The 17,690-nt window shown below is 36.3% G+C and carries 22 protein-coding genes; 9 read left to right on the forward strand and 13 right to left on the reverse strand.

The genetic code is table 11. The features are described 5' to 3' along the window. Positions 1–7 precede the first annotated feature (7 nt). The 8 genes from CHRYMOREF3P_RS21800 (at position 8) to CHRYMOREF3P_RS21835 (ending at position 7,432) form a co-directional block, all read left to right on the forward strand. A complete protein-coding gene (locus tag CHRYMOREF3P_RS21800) occupies positions 8–1,123 on the forward strand; it encodes an HmuY family protein (protein WP_077415177.1) in 1,116 nt (371 codons plus the stop codon). Positions 1,124–1,145: 22 nt separating this feature from the next. After that, positions 1,146–2,024, forward strand: a complete 879-nt coding sequence (locus CHRYMOREF3P_RS21805) for a hemin ABC transporter substrate-binding protein (protein WP_077415175.1) — start codon at positions 1,146–1,148, stop codon at positions 2,022–2,024. After that, the gene (locus tag CHRYMOREF3P_RS21810) at positions 2,008–3,048 is read left to right on the forward strand and encodes a FecCD family ABC transporter permease (RefSeq protein ID WP_077415173.1); all 1,041 of its coding nucleotides are present in this window, start codon (positions 2,008–2,010) and stop codon (positions 3,046–3,048) included. Before CHRYMOREF3P_RS21805 ends, CHRYMOREF3P_RS21810 begins: the two co-directional genes overlap by 17 nt. Then, positions 3,048–3,821, forward strand: a complete 774-nt coding sequence (locus CHRYMOREF3P_RS21815) for a heme ABC transporter ATP-binding protein (protein WP_180565515.1) — start codon at positions 3,048–3,050, stop codon at positions 3,819–3,821. The genes CHRYMOREF3P_RS21810 and CHRYMOREF3P_RS21815 overlap by 1 nt, the downstream gene beginning before the upstream one ends. 2 nt (positions 3,822–3,823) lie before the next feature. Beyond that, a complete protein-coding gene (locus CHRYMOREF3P_RS21820; RefSeq protein WP_077415169.1) occupies positions 3,824–4,474 on the forward strand; it encodes a class I SAM-dependent methyltransferase in 651 nt (216 codons plus the stop codon). Positions 4,475–4,478: 4 nt separating this feature from the next. Further along, positions 4,479–5,507: a hemin-degrading factor gene (locus CHRYMOREF3P_RS21825; protein ID WP_180565516.1), complete on the forward strand. Its 1,029-nt coding sequence runs from the start codon at positions 4,479–4,481 to the stop codon at positions 5,505–5,507. Positions 5,508–5,675: 168 nt separating this feature from the next. After that, a complete protein-coding gene (locus CHRYMOREF3P_RS21830) occupies positions 5,676–6,548 on the forward strand; it encodes a ChaN family lipoprotein (RefSeq protein ID WP_180565517.1) in 873 nt (290 codons plus the stop codon). 248 nt (positions 6,549–6,796) lie between these two features. Next, positions 6,797–7,432 carry a peptide deformylase gene (locus CHRYMOREF3P_RS21835; protein ID WP_180565518.1) on the forward strand — a complete coding sequence of 212 codons (636 nt, stop codon included), beginning with the start codon at positions 6,797–6,799 and terminating at the stop codon, positions 7,430–7,432. Between the two features lie 38 nt (positions 7,433–7,470). On the opposite strand, the gene CHRYMOREF3P_RS21840 is transcribed toward CHRYMOREF3P_RS21835, so the two are convergent. The 4 genes from CHRYMOREF3P_RS21840 to CHRYMOREF3P_RS21855 form a co-directional block, all read right to left on the reverse strand. Beyond that, positions 7,471–7,905: a hypothetical protein gene (locus CHRYMOREF3P_RS21840; protein WP_077415161.1), complete on the reverse strand. Its 435-nt coding sequence runs from the start codon at positions 7,903–7,905 to the stop codon at positions 7,471–7,473. Positions 7,906–8,075: 170 nt separating this feature from the next. Next, positions 8,076–8,501, reverse strand: coding sequence for an organic hydroperoxide resistance protein (locus tag CHRYMOREF3P_RS21845; protein WP_077415159.1), 426 nt, complete (start codon positions 8,499–8,501; stop codon positions 8,076–8,078). After that, positions 8,502–8,936 carry a MarR family winged helix-turn-helix transcriptional regulator gene (locus CHRYMOREF3P_RS21850; RefSeq protein ID WP_077415157.1) on the reverse strand — a complete coding sequence of 145 codons (435 nt, stop codon included), beginning with the start codon at positions 8,934–8,936 and terminating at the stop codon, positions 8,502–8,504. It abuts the gene before it with no gap. Between the two features lie 31 nt (positions 8,937–8,967). Beyond that, entirely contained in the window at positions 8,968–9,600 is a 633-nt protein-coding gene (locus CHRYMOREF3P_RS21855; RefSeq protein WP_047383317.1) for an NAD(P)H-dependent oxidoreductase, read from the reverse strand. A 260-nt stretch (positions 9,601–9,860) separates the two neighbouring features. Here CHRYMOREF3P_RS21855 and CHRYMOREF3P_RS21860 point away from each other — a divergent pair, with 260 nt between their 5' ends. Further along, on the forward strand, positions 9,861–10,613 hold the full coding sequence (locus CHRYMOREF3P_RS21860; protein WP_180565519.1) for an SDR family oxidoreductase: 753 nt from the start codon (positions 9,861–9,863) through the stop codon (positions 10,611–10,613). Between the two features lie 28 nt (positions 10,614–10,641). On the opposite strand, the gene CHRYMOREF3P_RS21865 is transcribed toward CHRYMOREF3P_RS21860, so the two are convergent. The 9 genes from CHRYMOREF3P_RS21865 to trpC all read right to left on the reverse strand — a co-directional run bounded on the left by CHRYMOREF3P_RS21865 (position 10,642) and on the right by trpC (position 17,640). Continuing rightward, positions 10,642–10,953 (reverse strand): hypothetical protein, encoded by a 312-nt coding sequence (locus CHRYMOREF3P_RS21865; RefSeq protein WP_139348488.1) that lies wholly within the window; start codon positions 10,951–10,953, stop codon positions 10,642–10,644. Positions 10,954–11,022: 69 nt separating this feature from the next. Further along, complete coding sequence (locus CHRYMOREF3P_RS21870; RefSeq protein ID WP_139348487.1) at positions 11,023–11,982, reverse strand: protein-glutamine glutaminase; 960 nt, start codon at positions 11,980–11,982, stop codon at positions 11,023–11,025. A 373-nt stretch (positions 11,983–12,355) separates the two neighbouring features. Beyond that, positions 12,356–13,084 (reverse strand): lipoyl(octanoyl) transferase LipB, encoded by a 729-nt coding sequence (gene lipB, locus CHRYMOREF3P_RS21875; protein ID WP_077415149.1) that lies wholly within the window; start codon positions 13,082–13,084, stop codon positions 12,356–12,358. Between the two features lie 31 nt (positions 13,085–13,115). Continuing rightward, entirely contained in the window at positions 13,116–13,850 is a 735-nt protein-coding gene (gene trpA / locus CHRYMOREF3P_RS21880; RefSeq protein ID WP_180565520.1) for a tryptophan synthase subunit alpha, read from the reverse strand. A 52-nt stretch (positions 13,851–13,902) separates the two neighbouring features. Next, positions 13,903–15,081 carry a tryptophan synthase subunit beta gene (gene trpB, locus CHRYMOREF3P_RS21885; protein WP_180565521.1) on the reverse strand — a complete coding sequence of 393 codons (1,179 nt, stop codon included), beginning with the start codon at positions 15,079–15,081 and terminating at the stop codon, positions 13,903–13,905. A 4-nt stretch (positions 15,082–15,085) separates the two neighbouring features. Beyond that, complete coding sequence (locus CHRYMOREF3P_RS21890) at positions 15,086–15,631, reverse strand: GNAT family N-acetyltransferase (protein WP_077415143.1); 546 nt, start codon at positions 15,629–15,631, stop codon at positions 15,086–15,088. Beyond that, positions 15,628–16,140 (reverse strand): hypothetical protein, encoded by a 513-nt coding sequence (locus CHRYMOREF3P_RS21895; RefSeq protein ID WP_077415141.1) that lies wholly within the window; start codon positions 16,138–16,140, stop codon positions 15,628–15,630. The genes CHRYMOREF3P_RS21890 and CHRYMOREF3P_RS21895 overlap by 4 nt, the downstream gene beginning before the upstream one ends. A gap of 25 nt (positions 16,141–16,165) precedes the next feature. Beyond that, a complete protein-coding gene (locus CHRYMOREF3P_RS21900; RefSeq protein WP_175627213.1) occupies positions 16,166–16,846 on the reverse strand; it encodes a phosphoribosylanthranilate isomerase in 681 nt (226 codons plus the stop codon). Positions 16,847–16,866: 20 nt separating this feature from the next. After that, complete coding sequence (trpC, locus tag CHRYMOREF3P_RS21905) at positions 16,867–17,640, reverse strand: indole-3-glycerol phosphate synthase TrpC (RefSeq protein ID WP_077415139.1); 774 nt, start codon at positions 17,638–17,640, stop codon at positions 16,867–16,869. Positions 17,641–17,690 lie beyond the last annotated feature (50 nt).

Here is a 17,690-nt window from a genome sequence, read left to right on the forward strand (position 1 = left end):
TACTGTTATGAAGTATTTAAAAATATTTTCTATTCTTTCCGTCATGGTGGCCACTCAGTCTTGCCTTTCTGCAGATGAAGATCCGGTTCCGGTTCCACCTATGACTGGGTCAGAAGTTAATGTAAAAGTGGGTGGTCCTACAGAACCTAATCAGGTTTGGATTGATCTGAGTGATTACACCAATCCGGCTATCAACAGCAGAACAGATTGGGATCTTGGTTTTTATACAGGAGATGAATTTCGTGTGATTATGAACGGATCTCTTGCTATGACAGTTATTAAAATACCTGATGCTACAGATATCAGTAAAGTAAAAGATGCTGATGCAGCAAGCTTGAAAGAAATTGCTCAGGTAGGAACATTTGATGCTGCCAATATGAAATATATTGACAATCCGAATGGAGATTTCCTAAATCAGACTTCCGGAATTGATGCCATCAAAGAAAATGACGCTGATAATCCTGTTTATCTAATCAATATGGGAAGAGAAATACCTTCCGCAGCCAATATTGGGGCCGGTTCCGTTTCATTATCCGGTGATCCGAGAGGATGGAAAAAAATTCAGATTCTGAGAGCTCAAAATGGATACAAGATTCGCTATGCCGATTTGAATGCAACAGGAACAGATATTAAAGAATATATCATTACAAAAGATACTGAATACAATTTCACATTCTTTAACCTGAAAACGGGTACACCGGTAAAGATTCAGCCTAAGAAAAAAAGATGGGATTTAGCATTCACAACGTTTACCAATGAGGTATTCATGGGACCTACAACCAGTGCGGGAAGCTACTTCTATGCAGATTTTGTAACTACCAATACCTTAAATGGAGTAGGCGCTTATCAGGTAAGTGTTACAGGAAGTCTGGATCAGGCTTATACTGCATTTAAACTGAAAGATGTTGAGCCCGCCAAATTTGTATTTAATGATCACAGAGCCATTGGTGATAAGTGGAGAACAACCACGGGGACGGCATCGAATCCGGTTCCATTTGTATATTCAGACCGTTTCTTTGTATTGAAAGATGCTGAAGGGTTCTACTTTAAACTGAGGTTTAACAAAATGAAAGACGAAAACGGAAACCGGGGGTACACCAATTTTGAATTTGAACCTTTATAAAATAATCAAATAATAGTATATCATGAAAAAATTCATTCTTGCAGCTTCTGTACTTGTAGCAGTGTATTCTTGCAAAAAGGCAGAAGGATCACCAAAAGAAAGTACAACGGAAGCTACTTCTGAAGCACCAAAGACCAACAATAAAATAGTAACATTAAGTGGAGGAATTACTGAAATAGTATCTGCCCTGGGCCACGAAAAAGAAATCGTAGGAACGGATGTTACAAGTACTTATCCTGCATCTTTAAAAGCTACAGCTAAAGATTTAGGCCACATGAGATCAATGACTATTGAGCCGATCATGGCAGTCTCTCCAACATTAATTTTAGCTTCTGATAAAGATATCAACCCGGAATTGATGGGGAAAATAAAATCTTCAGGAATTAAAACTGAAGTATTCAAACAGGAATATACGGTAGAAGGAACTAAAAAGTTGATTGAATCTGTAGCAAAAGCTATCGGAAATACAGACTACCAGAAACTGAATGACAAGATTGATGCAGATCTTAAACAGGTACAGCCTATTGCTAAAAAGCCAAAAGTATTGTTCATCTATGCCAGAGGAAATATGCTGATGGTGAGTGGTAAAAATACACCAATGGCTTCATTAATTACCCTTGCAGGCGGTGAAAATGCCGTAACTGATTTTGAAGATTTCAAACCATTGACCCCGGAAGCTGTTGTAAAAGCCAATCCTGATGTACTGTTCTTCTTTGAAACAGGTTTACAGGGAGCTGGAGGAAATGAAGGCGCTCTTAAAATGCCGGGTGTTTCCCAAACGAATGCAGGGAAGAATAAAAAAATCATCGCAATGGACGGAGGTTTAGTATCAGGTTTCGGGCCGAGATTAGGAGAAGCAGCAGTAGGATTAAACAAACTTTTAATTGAAAACACAAAGTAAACTATACTTTTATCTTATTATAAGTGCAGTACTGCTTACTATTATAGCAGTACTGTCACTTAATACAGGAGTTTATGATTTTGGAGGAAACTCTCCGTTCATGGCACTGTGGCAATTTATAAAAGGAGATTCCAATTTATCATTGAGTGATAAATATGTAATCTGGGACGTAAGAGCAGCCAGAATTATCATGGCAATTTTAGTAGGAAGTATGTTGTCGGTTTCAGGAACAAGTCTTCAGGGACTTTTCAAGAATCCTTTGGCAACGGGAGATTTAATAGGACTTACATCGGGAGCAACTTTGCTGGCAGCAATTGCGATTGTTTTAGGAGGACATTTCAAAGAATATCTTCCTGAGGCTGTACAATTTTCACTGGTAGGAATCGCGGCGTTTATCGGTTCTTTTTTATCAATGATGTTGGTCTACAGAATTTCAACAAGCGGAGGAAAAACAAATGTGGTCATGATGCTGCTTACGGGAGTCGCAATAACGGCTATCGGTTTTTCAGTAACCGGATTTCTGATCTACATCTCAAAAGATGAGCAGCTTAGAGATCTTACCTTTTGGAATTTAGGAAGTTTGGCAGCAGCAACATGGACTAAGAATATCATTCTGGCCATTGTTATGATCATTGCCTATATCATTTTATTGCCGAAAGGTAAAGCTTTGAATGCAATGATGCTGGGAGAAAAAGATGCACACCATCTGGGAATCAATGTGGAAAGGCTGAAAAAACAGATTATTATTATTGTAGCTTTAATGGTAGGGAGCTGTGTGGCATTCTCAGGAACTATAGGTTTTGTAGGTCTTATTGTACCTTATATTTTAAGACTCTTATTCAAATCCAATTATGCTTTTATTTTGCCATTATCGGCAATGTGCGGAAGCATTTTAATGTTGACAGCAGATACCTTCAGCAGAAGTATTGTAGCACCGTCAGAACTGCCGATCGGTATTTTAACAGCCTTAATGGGAGGACCTATTTTTATCGCTATTTTGGTTAAATTTAAAAAGTCACTGTAATGATCAAGGCACACCAGATTAATTATAAACATAAAGATTTCCGAATTCTGGACGGGGTAGATGTCTCTCTGGAGTATGGTGAATTTTTGGCTATTGTAGGACCTAACGGAGCAGGAAAGTCAAGTCTTCTGAGCGTATTGGCAGATGAAGTGAAATCCGGAAATAATAAGGTTTTATTTAAGGATAAACCCATCAGAGAATGGAATATCAAAGAGCTTTCAAAACATAAAGCAAAGTTCTCACAGCACAACAGCAATGATATTCCGCTTGAGGTAAAAGATGTGATCATGATGGGAAGATATCCGTATTTTGATGCTCAGCCCGGAAAAGAAGATCTGGAAGCCATGAACAATATGATGTACGAAACTGATATTTTTCATCTTAAAGAAAGAGAATACAATACACTTTCAGGAGGAGAAAAGCAGCGTGTACATCTTTCAAGAGTAATGGCACAGCTTGAAAATGAAATTGCCCACAAACTGGTTTTTCTGGATGAACCTTTGAACAATTTGGATATAAAACATCAGTATAAGGCGTTGGAAATTATCAAAAATTTTACAAAAAAAGCCAATAGTGCCATTGTTGTTTTGCATGATCTCAACCTTGCGGCACAATTTGCAGACAAAATTTTATTAATGAAATCAGGACAGGTTTCCGCCTATGGAACTCCACAGGAAGTTTTTACAGCAGAAAATATCAGCAATGCCTATAATTTTCCCTGTACCATTTGCGAACACCCAATTACCAATAACCCTATGATCATTTTTGGATAACCATGGAAAAAGAAGAACTCAAAATCCTTGCACAGAATCTTGCCAATCCTCAGGGGGAAAAAGGCATCGAGATTGGTGAAATGATGAATGCCACTAACATCAGTATGACGTTAGAAAGTATCAAAACACTGGTGGTAGATGATGATCAGCAAATCCTCGAAATAGGACACGGGAATGCCGCACACCTGAAAAGTATAATAAGTCTTGCCAAAAATCTCAGATATACCGGGATTGATATTTCTGAAACCATGCATAATGAAGCCAAAAGGCTCAATAAAGAATTTGAAAGCCAGGCAGATTTTGTTTTGTATGAAGGCAGTAAACTCCCTTTCCAGGACAGAGCTTTTGATAAAATATTTACAGTCAATACAGTCTATTTCTGGGAAAATCCGGTAGAATTTTTAAATGAGATATACAGGGTTTTAAAAGATGACGGAACATTCGTTCTTACATTCGGACAAAGAGAATTCATGGAAAAACTGCCGTTTACGGAATATGACTTCATCCTGTACAACAACAGTGAAATGGAAGAACTGATCTCCAAAAGTCATTTTAAAAGAATGAAAACTTCTGAAAAAGAAGAAGAAATAAAAAGTAAAACAGGAAACGAAACAATACAAAGAATTTATACAATTTTAACCATAAAAAAGTAAAGTAATGAGCACATTAGTTAATGATTTAAAGGAAAAATGGGAAGCTCTGAAAGCAGAAAATCCACATATCAGAATAAGAAATGCAGCAGCACAATTAGAAGTAAGTGAAGCCGAATTATTGGCAACAAGCATTGGAGAAGGAGTTACTGTCCTGAACCCGGATTTCCAGGGAATCCTTACAGAAGCTGAGCAGTTAGGAAAAGTAATGGCTCTTACCCGTAACGATGAGTGTGTTCATGAAAGAAAAGGAACGTATCTAAACGGAGATTTCAGCAGCCCTCATGCACAGCTTTTTGTAGGTGAAGATATCGACCTTAGAATTTTCCTTAACCACTGGAAATTTGCTTTTGCAGTACTGGAAGGAGATAAGAAAAGCTTTCAGTTTTTCGGGAAAGACGGCTTGGCACTTCACAAGATTTATTTGACTAAAAATAGCAATGAAGCTGGTTTCGATGCGATTGTAGAAAAATTCAAAGCAGAAGATCAGAATCAGGTATTGGCTTTTGAAGCTGTAGCTCCAAAACAGCCAGAAAAAGCAGATTCTGAAATTGATGTAGAAGGATTCAAAAAAGCTTGGACAGAATTGAAAGACACACATGATTTTTTCATGATGACAAGAAAATATGGAGTAAGCAGAACACAGGCATTAAGATTAGCTCCGGAAGGATTTGCTAAGAAAATCGATAACGCAAAAGTGGTAAACATCCTTGAAGATGCTTCTGAAAAAAATACACCGATCATGGTTTTCGTTGGAAACAGAGGAATTATTCAGATTCACACAGGAAATGTGAAGAAAACACTTTGGCACCAGCAATGGTTCAACGTAATGGATCCTGATTTCAATTTACACCTTGATGTAACGAAAATTGCAGAAGCTTGGATCGTTAAAAAACCAACGGAGGACGGAGAAGTAACAGCTATCGAAGTATTCAACAATGAAGGAGACTTTATTGTTCAGTTCTTTGGAAAAAGGAAACCTGGAATTCCTGAGCTTCAGGAGTGGAAGGACCTTGTAGCAGCATTAGAAAAGTAATAATTAGATGATTTGAATGAGACCGTTTTGTTTTTGAAATTCAAAGCGGTCTTTTTTATTTCAGGTTTTGGCGAAAAATAATTTTAAGATTTAAATAAAGAAGATGTGCTGTTACAGTGCAATAACTGCCAAAATATTTGTGTAATTTGTGGTTAAATATAAAATAAAATGAAAAATATTTTCATAGCGATATTGCTTGCCGGTTTCTGTTCATTGAAGGCCCAGGACTTTAAAGCTTACCAGTTTTATGATAAGAAAGGAAAGGAAATAAAGACTGACAAACTGGTGAAAGAACTAGCGGATTATGATGTGGTCTTTTTTGGAGAAAATCATAACAGTTCTATCAATCACTGGCTTCAGCTTAAAATTACAGAAGCCTTGTTTGCAAAAAAGAACGGTCAGCTTATTTTAGGCGCAGAAATGTTTGAACGAGATAATCAGGCACAGCTGAATCAGTATTTAAACGGGAAATTTGATGCTAAGACATTGAAAGACTCTGCCCGTTTATGGAACAATTATGCAACAGATTATAAACCTCTGGTTGATTTTGCTAAAGATAAAAAACTGAATTTTATTGCTACCAATATCCCAAGGAAATATGCCTCTCAAACCGTGAAGGAAGGTCTTGAATCCCTGAATAAATTAAGCGGAAAAGAGAAAACATACATTGCTCAGCTGCCTATCAAAGTTACGCTGGACACCCCAGGATATCCAGAAATGAAAAAGATGATGGGAGATCATGCAGAAGGAACAAAAGTAATGAATTTTATTTCAGCCCAGGCAACGAAAGATGCTACAATGGCAGAATCTATTCTGAAAAATTATCAGGCCGGAAAAACATTTATCCATTACAACGGAAACTATCACAGCAAAGAATTTGGCGGAATCTATTGGTATATCAAACAGAAAAATCCTAATTTGAAAATGGCAGTAATCTCTGTTTTTGAATCAGGAGATCCTGAACTGAAAGTGCCGGCCAAAGACTATATCCCGACAGATTTCAATCTGATTATTCCGGGAGATATGACTAAGACTTTTTAATTTTTTTTACAAAAGTGTCATTCTGACGAAGGAAGAATCTTACTATTAATTATGAGATTCTTCACTGCATTGCATTCCTTTCAAAATGGCAAAAATAAACTACTTACATTGAATTCAATAGGAACGGGCTTTAGCCCGTTTATTTTTTATAACAAAACTTCCATTGGCTTTAGCCAAAACGTAAAATTAATTATTGAATAATCATTTTTATTCCACAATTTTTACCTTTGTACAACATTCCAAAAAACATGAAAAAAATATCCATTCTGCTGATCTTTTTTATCGGACTGATCAATGCCCAAAAACTCACTTCCAATGAAATTTCGTTAATTAATCAAGGTGATACAAATACTGCATTGCCCATCTATCAGACTACCGATACCAATCAACATAAAACACTATTGAGTATTTCTTCAGAGATTGATCCCCTTGATCCGAATACAGCTATTCTGGTAAAAAGAATGAAAGAATCTCTTCTTTCTACGGATGGCGGAGTAGGAATTGCAGCGCCTCAGGTGGGAATCAACAGAAAAGTTATCTGGGTACAACGTTTTGACAAAGAAGGAACTCCTTTGGAATATTTTATTAATCCTGTCATTGCTTGGCATTCCGATCTGCAGAATCTTGGGCCTGAAGGAGATTTGTCTATTCCCGATTTCAGAGATCAGTTCTACAGAAGTAAAGTGATTCAGCTGGAATATATTGATTTGAAAGGACAGAAATATTCAGAAATTGTAGAAGGTTTTACAGCGGTAATTTTCCAACATGAGATCGACCATCTTTTCGGAATTCTGATTTCCGATAAAAAAGAAAAAGAAAAAAATGATTCTTATAAAAAGGTAGATGCCTATCAGAAAAGTGATGTAAATAAAGACAGGAGGTGATGATGAGTTATGAATTATGTCAGTGCGCTATAATTTGTTTATCTATATTTCAAAATAAAATCTTCTCCATCTTCATAATCTGCGGGATCAACGTGTGAAATCACTCCAATATCAGATTGTAAAATACTTTTGAGCTGGTCGAAATACATTTTTTCAGTTTCCTTGGTGCCATTTAAGGTCAGGCTCATAATAAGTTTGTCGTCATCAGTAATATCTGCACCTACCATGATTTTGTTGGGATTATCATGATATTTATTCCAATAAAAAGTCTGGGTGATGGAAGGCGTTTCAATGAAATAACCAATCATTTCATCTTCCGTTTTAAAAATATAATTCCTGTCGTGTCTTGGATAAGTATAATCAAGATTTAATTTTTCGTAGCCGGGAAGAAATGTATTCAATACCAAATTGATTGTCTTTCTTGATTTTTGTCCTGCATACACCTGACAAACGATATCTGTAATAATGTCCATGATACAAAATTAATCTATTTTTAAGAGAGTAATAGCCGAATCAGTCTTTTAAAATAAACGCAATCATCTGTGTCCATCTGAGAAATCTGGGGTTAAAAATATAAAATAGAAATGAGCTGTTTCCATGGAAACAGCTCATTTCGTTATAACTATGCTTAAAAAAAATTGGATTAATCGTTGTTGGTTACTGATAGTTTCACCTCCATATTATTTCTGGTTGCATTAGAATAAGGGCAGATCTGGTGTGCCTTTTCTGTCAGAGCCTGTGCTTCCTCAATAGAAACTCCGGGAATGTTGACGTCAAGCTCTGCTGCCAGACCGAAACCTCCGTTCTCAAGTTGGCCAATGCTCACTTGTGCAGTAACAGTTGTTTCTCCGGTTTTCACTTTAGAAAGGCTGATTACTCTGTTCAGAGCACTGTCGAAACATGCAGAATATCCAGCTGCAAAAAGCATTTCAGGATTGGCAAAATCATCATTGGCTCCTCCCAGATTTTTTGGCATTCTTACTTCAAGATCCAAAACTCCGTTTTCACTTTTTACATGTCCGTTTCTGCCTCCTTGAGCAGTTACCTGAGTTGTATATAATGTTTTCATTTATTTTTCTATTTTGTTTAATATTTTTAGGACTGTGTCTTTAAGATGCAGCAGTTCTTCCGGCTGTATACCCAGTTTTTCCTGAATTTTTCCCGGAATTTCACATGCCTTTTTCTGAAGCTGTTTGCCAGCCTCATCTAAAAATACTTCAACTACTCTTTCGTCCTCTTTTTTTCTTTTTCTGCTGATAAATCCTTTAGACTCCAGTCTTTTAAGAAGAGGTGTTAAAGTTCCACTATCCAGATACAGTTTTTCTCCGATATGCGTTACCGTAAGTCCGTCACCTTCCCATAATACCATCATTACAAGGTATTGCGGATACGTCATGTCAAGCTCATCGAGGAAAGGACGATAAAGTCCTGTAATCTCCTTGGCAATAACATACAGCGGGAAGCAAATCTGGTTTTCTAGTTTAGGTGTTTTCGGATTTTCCATAAGTTTTGGTACGAAAGATTCGATGAAGGTATTACTTTTTTATGATAAATTCATCCATTGGAATTCTGACTTTTTTCATAGAAGAAAGCCAGTCATTAGCTTCATCACGGTATCCAAGATATAAAAGAGTTACACTTTTTAATCCCAGTTCTTTTAATCCCAGTACTTCATCCACTACAGCATTGTTGAATCCTTCTGCCGGAGTACTGTCGATTTTAAGTTCTGCCGCCTGTGCAAGAGCAATTCCTAAGGCAATATAAGTCTGGCGGGCAGTATGTGCAAAATGTTCTTCAGGAGTCTGTGCTCCGTACATTTTCTTGATTGTATCAGTATAGCTTCCGAAACGTCCTCTCGGAAGATCTCTTACATCCGTATGATAATCGTAAACTTTGTCAATTTTTTCATTAGAATAGCTGTCCCATGCTGCAAATACCAAAACGTGAGAAGAATCTCTCATTACTTCAGGGTTTAAAGCTCCGGCTACCATTTTCTCTTTCAACTCCTGATTTTCTACTACAATAATTCGGAAGGGCTGCAATCCGGATGAAGTAGGAGCCAGTCTTGCTGATTCTAAAATAGTAGTAAGGTCTTCCTGTGAAATTTTTTTGTTCGGGTCATAAGCTTTTACAGCATGTCTCCAGTTTAGGTTTTCTATTAATGACATTTTTTCTTTGTTTTAAATTAAACTACTTGGCGATTATTAAACTTCCTGATTTTTTTATATTGAAGTAAAGCAACACTGCAAATATACAAGCAATTAAATTGCATGCAATTTAATTTTGAAAGATTTTATTGATGACAATTATTGATGAACTAAAATAAGCAGAAAATAAGCGATTTGCTTTTAATCCATTTCCGCATGATTCGGATTTTTTCAAAGCCTTTGTATTCCAATCTTTGCAATAGAAATTTAAACTAAAAACAATGCAGAGATTTAAAAACAAAACCGCTTTGATTACAGGTGGAACCAATGGGATGGGTTTGGCTACTGCTCAAAAATTCATCGAAGAAGGAGGAAAAGTTATTATCACAGGGAGAAGTGAAGAGACCGTCAATATCGCTTTAGAAAAACTGGGGGAAAAGGCTTTTAGAATCGTATCCAACGCAGGAAATATAAAAGACCTGATGAACCTCCGGCAGGAAGTCAGAAAATATACAGAACATATTGATCTGGTCTTTGCCAATGCAGGATATGGAAAATTTGCTCCTGTAGAATATGTGGATGAAAATCAGTTTGACGAACTTTTTAATCTCCTGGTAAAAGGTCCTTTTTTTACAGTGCAGCAGCTATTGCCATTGATGAATAGCGGAAGCTCCGTTATTTTTAATACTTCTGTGGCGACAGATATTGCGATGCATAATTTTTCCGTGTATTCTGCGGCCAAATCAGCAGTGCAGTCTTTCATTAAAACATTTGCGGTAGAGCTTACTGAACGGGGTATCCGTGTCAACGGGGTGAGTCCCGGACATATTAAAACAAACATTTTTAATAATACAGGCTTAACCGGAGAACAGATTGAAAGTGCCATTGAAGATATTATTCCTACCATACCTTTTAAAAGACAGGGCGAACCGTCAGAAATAGCTAATGTGGTTCTGTTTCTTGCTTCAGAGGAAGCCTCCTATATTCATGGAGCTGAAGTAAAAGTGGATGCCGGAATTTCTGTGATCAGATAATGGCATACAATTTCAGAGAGCGTAAAGATTATTTAACCTCTTTAATTTCTTTGATAATATTGGTCTTATTTTCAATACCAATATTATAGGTCTTACTTTCTTTAAAGCTCAGTGTAGCTTTTTCTATAAGACTCTTGTAATCCGGTGACTTCTTTGATATATAAAAAACCTGCGCACTGATTCCAATGGCAACGCGTACCACTTCATTAGGTTTGTCCGGATCTTCAGTAATATTTGTGATGGCGGAATTGTTATACCATGTTAATTTTTGTGAACTGGAATTACCGGAACAGGATGTAATCATAATAAAAAGTAATAGTAAATAGGACCAGGCTTTCATAGCAAAAAGTATTAAGTAAAAAGCTCCTGCAATGTATCAAAATAAATGCAGGAGCCCTATATAAATTAGTTAAAATCCACAGCTTCCTACGCTAGGTGCAGGAGAAGGAGAACATCCTGAAAGGGATGAGAAGATATTCAATACACAATTGGTATTTACATAATTGTTATCATACAGTAAAGATCCTGCCGGGCTTCTGTAGTATACATTTCCTGCTGTATTGGCATATGAAGATACAGAAGCAGATCCACAGCTTGTATTGGTACATGCAGCTCTCCATGCAGCATCAGTTACAGGTCCGCTGGAGAATAATGATGGATCAATGATTCTTTTTTCAACAATTCCGGAAGCATTTTTAAAGCTTACCAATATCGCTACGTGATATACCCATGATACGCAGCATGTTCCTGTAGAAGCTCTAAGGTTACCATATACAAACTGTTTTTCACAGTCATATCCTGCATTCAATAGTATTTGTCTCATTTTGTGAGCTCTTGCGTAGCATCCGTCAACAGGATATCTGAAGGTGATGCACGGAGAAGAAGCTGTAGAAGTTCCGCAAGCCTGGTTTTTAATCTGAGCAAACAGACTGTTTAAAGTGGCAAGGTTAGGAATGACACTTACAGCCTTTCTGCTTTCTTCTTTTACATCTTTAGTAAAGATAGATTTGAAATAACGGATATCTTCATCTGTTGCTTTGTCTACTTTTGCGATTTCGCTGGTATTGGTTTTAAGGAAAATCTGAACAGGAGTTTCATTTTCAACTGCCTGTCTGATCATGGAAATATAACCTGCATTTTCTTTACTGTCCTTTATGTAGTAGGGCTGGGCAGTAATCATAAATGAGATTTTAAATTTCCCATCTTCTTTTTCAATCCCTACCGGAACAGTTTTGCCGAAATCTTTCATTGCAATTTCGTTTGACTCTTTGGCAACAAGATTCGGGTCCTGGTTGGCATTTGAATCTGAACAGGCGTTGAATGACAGCATCGTTACGAAAACCATCATGGATAACAGAAATTTTTTCATAGTTTTTATATTTTGGTGGTTAATTTTCTGTGAACTTTCTAATGATAATAGTTCACTATTTTGTGATATTAAAAATAATAAAATTTAAAATATATACAAGATTTTTTTTCAAAAAAACGCATTATCCTGTTATATTTTTGATTTTATGATATTGAAAATGGCAAAAAACTAATGATTATGGTGGTAATTGAGGGAAATAGTTCTTTTTGATTAAGTCTGGATTTCTACAGAATGACACAATTGAAATGGAGTTTTATCCACAGTTTGTCATTCTGTAGGAATCTAAATGTTCTGATAATATGATATTATTTAAACTAAAAAACCAGTTTCAACATTTGAAACTGGTTTTTTATTATATCTTAAGCTGTCTTGATTATTTGTAGATCAATTCTGCTTGGAAAACGTCTGCAAAATGTTTTCTGATTTTTGCTTTCAGTTCTTCCACTTCTTCGGATGTCAGCTCTCTTTCAAGTTCTCTTTTCAGAGAAGTCACCTGCTTATCTTTGATTCCACACGGAATGATATATTCAAAATAACGCATATCCGTATTTACATTTAAGGCAAAACCATGAAGGGTAACCCATCGGGAAGCTTTCACCCCCATAGCACACATCTTTCTGGCGTAAGGTTTCCCTACATCCAGCCATACTCCTGTTTCTCCCGGAGAACGTTCACCCTTAATGCCATATTCGGCAATAGTTCTGATGATCACTTCTTCCAGATTTCTCATATATAAATGAATGTCTGTGAAAAAGTTTTCAAGATCCAGGATAGGATAGCCTACAACCTGTCCATAGCCGTGATACGTAATATCTCCACCGCGGTTTACCTTTACGAAAGTAGCATCAATCTCTTTCAGTTTATCAATGCCGGCAAGCATATTTTCTTCATGTCCGCTTTTTCCCAAAGTATAAACATGAGGATGCTCTACAAAAAGAAGATGATTGGAAGTAGTACTATGTTGTTCTGCAGGAAGATCCCTGTTTTTTATTTTGGTATCAATAATATTTTTCATCAGCTGTTCCTGATAATCCCAGGCTGGCTGATATTCTTTGACCCCTAAATCTTCAAATTCTACTGATTTATTTTGATTTGTATTCATTTCAATTTTTGATATACAAATTTAGTGAATTTTACCCTTTGATTGAATGGATAAAATCTATGGCACTTTTCTTCCAGTCTTTATCCTGAAGCAAAATATTCACAAAGGCTGTTCCTATGATACCGCCATCTGCTTTTTCCGTTACATTTTCAAAATCCTCTTTCGTTTTGATTCCGAATCCAATCATCACAGGATTTTTAAGCGGGAGGGATGCTACTCTGGAAAGGTAGTTCTCATTTTTTAAAACGGCATTTTCATTTCCTGTTGTGGAGGAAGAGCTTACTGCATACAGAAAACCTGAACTTAAAGAATCCAGATAGATCATCCTTTCATCAGAAGTCTCCGGCGTTACCAGAAAGGTAAAATTAAGGTTATATTGTTGTAAAATCTGCTGATAATTTTTCTCAAACTCGATTGGAGGAAGATCCGGAAGAATCAATCCTGAAACACCACTTTCGGAGCATGCCGCACAGAATCTCTCAAATCCGAAACTCAATACAGGGTTGATATAACCCATCAGAATAATCGGAATTCTGATTTTGTTTTTGATCGCTTTTAATTGAGACAACAGTTTTTCAATCGTCATTCCGTTTTGTAAAGCCAGTTCATGAGCCTTCTGAATCACCGGTCCGTCTGCTACAGGATCAGAATATGGCATTCCGATTTCGATCATATCTGCTCCGGAATCCTGAATCAGTTTTATAATATCAGCGGTATCTTCCAATTGTGGAATTCCTGCGGTGAAGTATATATTTAGTTTTTTCATTTTTTATGGTATTAAAGTATAATGTAATGAATGTCAGCCGGGGAAATACATTCTACAGGTTTTTCAGATACGTTTCCATGTCCTTATCTCCACGGCCGCTCAGACAAATAACGACAACATCATTTTCATTAAATTTCTTCTTGTCCAGAACAGCAAGCGCATGGGAGCTTTCCAATGCCGGAATAATTCCTTCCAGTCTGGTCAGTTCAAAAGCACATTTTAAAGCTTCATCATCATTAATGCTAAAGAATTCAGCACGTTTTTCTTTAAATAAATGGGCATGAAAAGGCCCTATTCCCGGATAATCCAGTCCTGCAGAGATAGAGTGGGGTTCTATCACCTGGCCGTCTTCCGTCTGCATCACAAGGCTTTTGCTTCCATGAAGTACACCAAGAGTTCCTAAAAATGTAGTAGCTGCAGATTTTCCTGAATCTACTCCCAATCCTCCCGCTTCTGCAGCAATGATTTTTACTTCTTTTTCTTCTGCAAAATGATAGAAAGTTCCTGCAGCATTGCTTCCTCCACCTACACAGGCAATCACATAATCAGGATTTTCTCTACCGATTTTTTCTTTAAGTTGTTCTTTAATCTCTTTTGAAATAATGCTTTGGAATCTTGCCACAAGATCGGGGAAAGGATGAGGACCTACCACGCTTCCGATTACATAATGAGTTGTCTGAGAATTGTTGATCCAGTCTCTTAATGCTTCATTCACGGCATCTTTAAGGGTTTTTGATCCTGAAGTAGCTGGCACAACTTCCGCACCCAGCATTTTCATTCTTGCAACATTCGGGGCCTGTCTCTGGATGTCAATTTCTCCCATATAAACGATGCATTCCAAACCAAGTAAAGCACACGCTGTAGCAGTGGCAACACCATGCTGCCCGGCTCCGGTTTCAGCAATAATCCTGGTTTTTCCAAGACGTTTTGCCAATAAAACCTGTCCCAGAGCGTTATTGATCTTGTGAGCTCCGGTATGGTTGAGGTCTTCACGTTTTAAATAAATCTGAGTCTGGTATTTCTGACTTAGATTTTTAGCAAAATATAATGGTGTTGCACGGCCTACATAGTTTTTCAGCAAATCCTGATACTCAGTCTGAAAATCTTCAGATTCTATAATTTCAAGATAGTTTTTTTGTAATTCTTCTACATTAGGATAAAGCATTTCGGGGATAAAAGCACCTCCAAACTCTCCATAATATCCGTTTTTATCGGGGTTTTTATAATTCATTTTTTTATTCTTTACTAATTAAATAAGCATTATTCTGTGAGCTCAGCTGATTGAGCAGTTCTTTTGTTTCCTTTGAAACATTAAAAATCAAAATATCATCATCTTCAGAGTTTATCCATTCCGAACCGATACTTTCTTTGATCATTTTGGCTTTATCATGAAGAATTTCAATCGAACACTTTTCATAAAAAGGACGAAGATCCGAATGACAGAAACCAATAGTATCCAAATTTCTCTGAATGACATTTTCTTCGAAATGATGGACTAAAGCTGCTCCATATCCTTTCTTTTTATGTGCAGAAACGAGACCTACAGCTTCTCCAAAAGAATAGTCAATGCCCGTTATTTTTAAGGTGAAATCAAAATTTACACGCATCAATGCCAGTATATTCTCATCGCTATTCAGCATAAAATGAAATTCTGAATCTTTGAAAAAAGTCCGGAAATAGGCAGGTTTCATAGTATTCCAGGCAGAAATATCCCAAAGCTGCAAGATATGTTCTATCTCGCTTTCCGTTAAATCCTTAGTTTCTTTTATCTGATATTTCATGAATTCAAACTATTAATAAATGTAAGATGGTAATCGTGTTGTTGTTTGGTAATCAGTTTTTTATAATGTAATAATTCTATTTTATGCATCAAATCAATCAAAGTTGCTTTATCTATTTGTGACTGATACATGGTAATTGCAATTTCCAGATTGTCAATCAGATAATAAGAATCAGCATCTTCATACAGCAGAAATATTTTAGCATAAATCAATCCTAAGTCATATTTTATAACTGATCTTACATGGTTTTCCAGAAACTTATCTGAAATAATAACAAGATAATAGCTGTTCCATAAACTGATTCTTTCAAAAAAATACTGGATATCGGTTTCCTGAAAATCTTTAATAATATCAATGAACTCAGACAATAATCCACCAACTTCCCAATGCTCGATATTACTGTCATTCTCAGCAACAAAATGGTACAGAGACTGTATTTTTTCATTCCCGAACTTAGGAGGAAATAAGGTTTTATAAAATGTCTTTTTTAGCAAGTGTATGTTCATCATTGTGTTTTTTTAGTTGTTATATCTTTTACTGATATAGGTCTTTAAACTTTTTTATGCGGTCAATATCTTTATATCCTGGTTCAGTTTCAAATTTTGAATTGATATCTAAAGCATATGGTTTTTGTTGTAATGCTTCGATATTTCCAATGTTTTCCTCTGAAATACCTCCACTTAAAAAATAGGGCAGAGGAATAGTAAGGTCTTTCAATAAAGACCAGTCAAACTGTTTTCCCGTTCCGCCGAATGTTTTTCCATCTGTATCGAAAAGGTAATAGGAGATAGGTTGTAGAGTCGAGGTTGCTGGTTGCAGGTTAAAAGTTTGCAATATTTTATTTTTGGTATCTGAATCATTTTCTCCTATTCTTATCACTTTAATGATCTTAACTTCGGGATCCAGTTTTTGTCTTAATTCAGCAATGAAACGATCACTTTCGTCACCATGAAGCTGAACAAAATGTAATCCTGCTTTTTGAATAATTTTGAGAATGTTATCCGTGGCTTCATTCACAAAAACACCTGTTTTCCCGTGATGATCAATAGTAGAGATCTCTTCCAGGCTCAGATGATTCAACACATATCTTGGTGATTTTGCATAGAAGATAAAGCCAAGGAAATCTACGTTCATAGCGATCAGCTCCTGAATCTGGTTTAATTGTGTTAAACCACATACTTTGAGTTTTGGAGTGCTGGAAGGTTGCAGATTCATGATCAGGTATGGTTTATATATTAAATTTGTACTGAGAAATTTTCAAATGCTTTGGCAGGATTCGTATTTTTCATAAAATATTCTCCCATCAGGAAGCCGTCAAATCCTTTTTCTTTTAAAAACTGAAAATCTTCAAGATTGTAAATGCCGCTTTCCGCTACAGATAAAACTTCTTTGGGAAGCTGATTTTTCAACTGAACAGAATGTTGAAGATCCACTTTGAAATCCTTAAGGTTTCTGTTGTTGATCCCCACAAGATCAATTTTTGAATTAAAATGTTTCAGTTCATCTTCGGTATGAATTTCCAATAAAACTTCCATTTCCAGTTCGTGGGCAAGTGCTGTGAATTCATCTACCTGAGCAGGTGAAAGGCAAGACGCAATCAGTAAAATAACATCTGCTCCTATACTTTTGGCTTCATAGAACTGGTATTCATCAATCATAAAATCTTTTCGCAGGATCGGAATTTTAATATCATTTCTTACACTTAGAATATCATTTAAATTTCCTCCAAAAAAATCATGATCGGTCAGGATAGAAATTCCGCTGGCTCCAAAGCTTTCGTAAGCTGAAACCACTTCTAAAGGCTCTACACTATTGTTGATAATCCCTTTTGAAGGAGATTGTCTTTTAAATTCAGCGATAATCCCGTTTTTATTTTTGATGGATTCTTTCAGAGAATAGGTTTTTCTTCCAAAAAAGCCTGTATTTTTTAATCGATCAAGAGATATACGTGATTTTGCTCCCGCAATCTCCAATTTTTTTTGTTCAATAATTTTATCCAGTATAGTCATTTGATACAGAATTTAATAAGATGATAAAAATGATAAACCATTAAGGGATA

The organism is Chryseobacterium sp. JV274 (genome assembly GCF_903969135.1).
Taxonomy (GTDB): Bacteria; Bacteroidota; Bacteroidia; order Flavobacteriales; family Weeksellaceae; genus Chryseobacterium.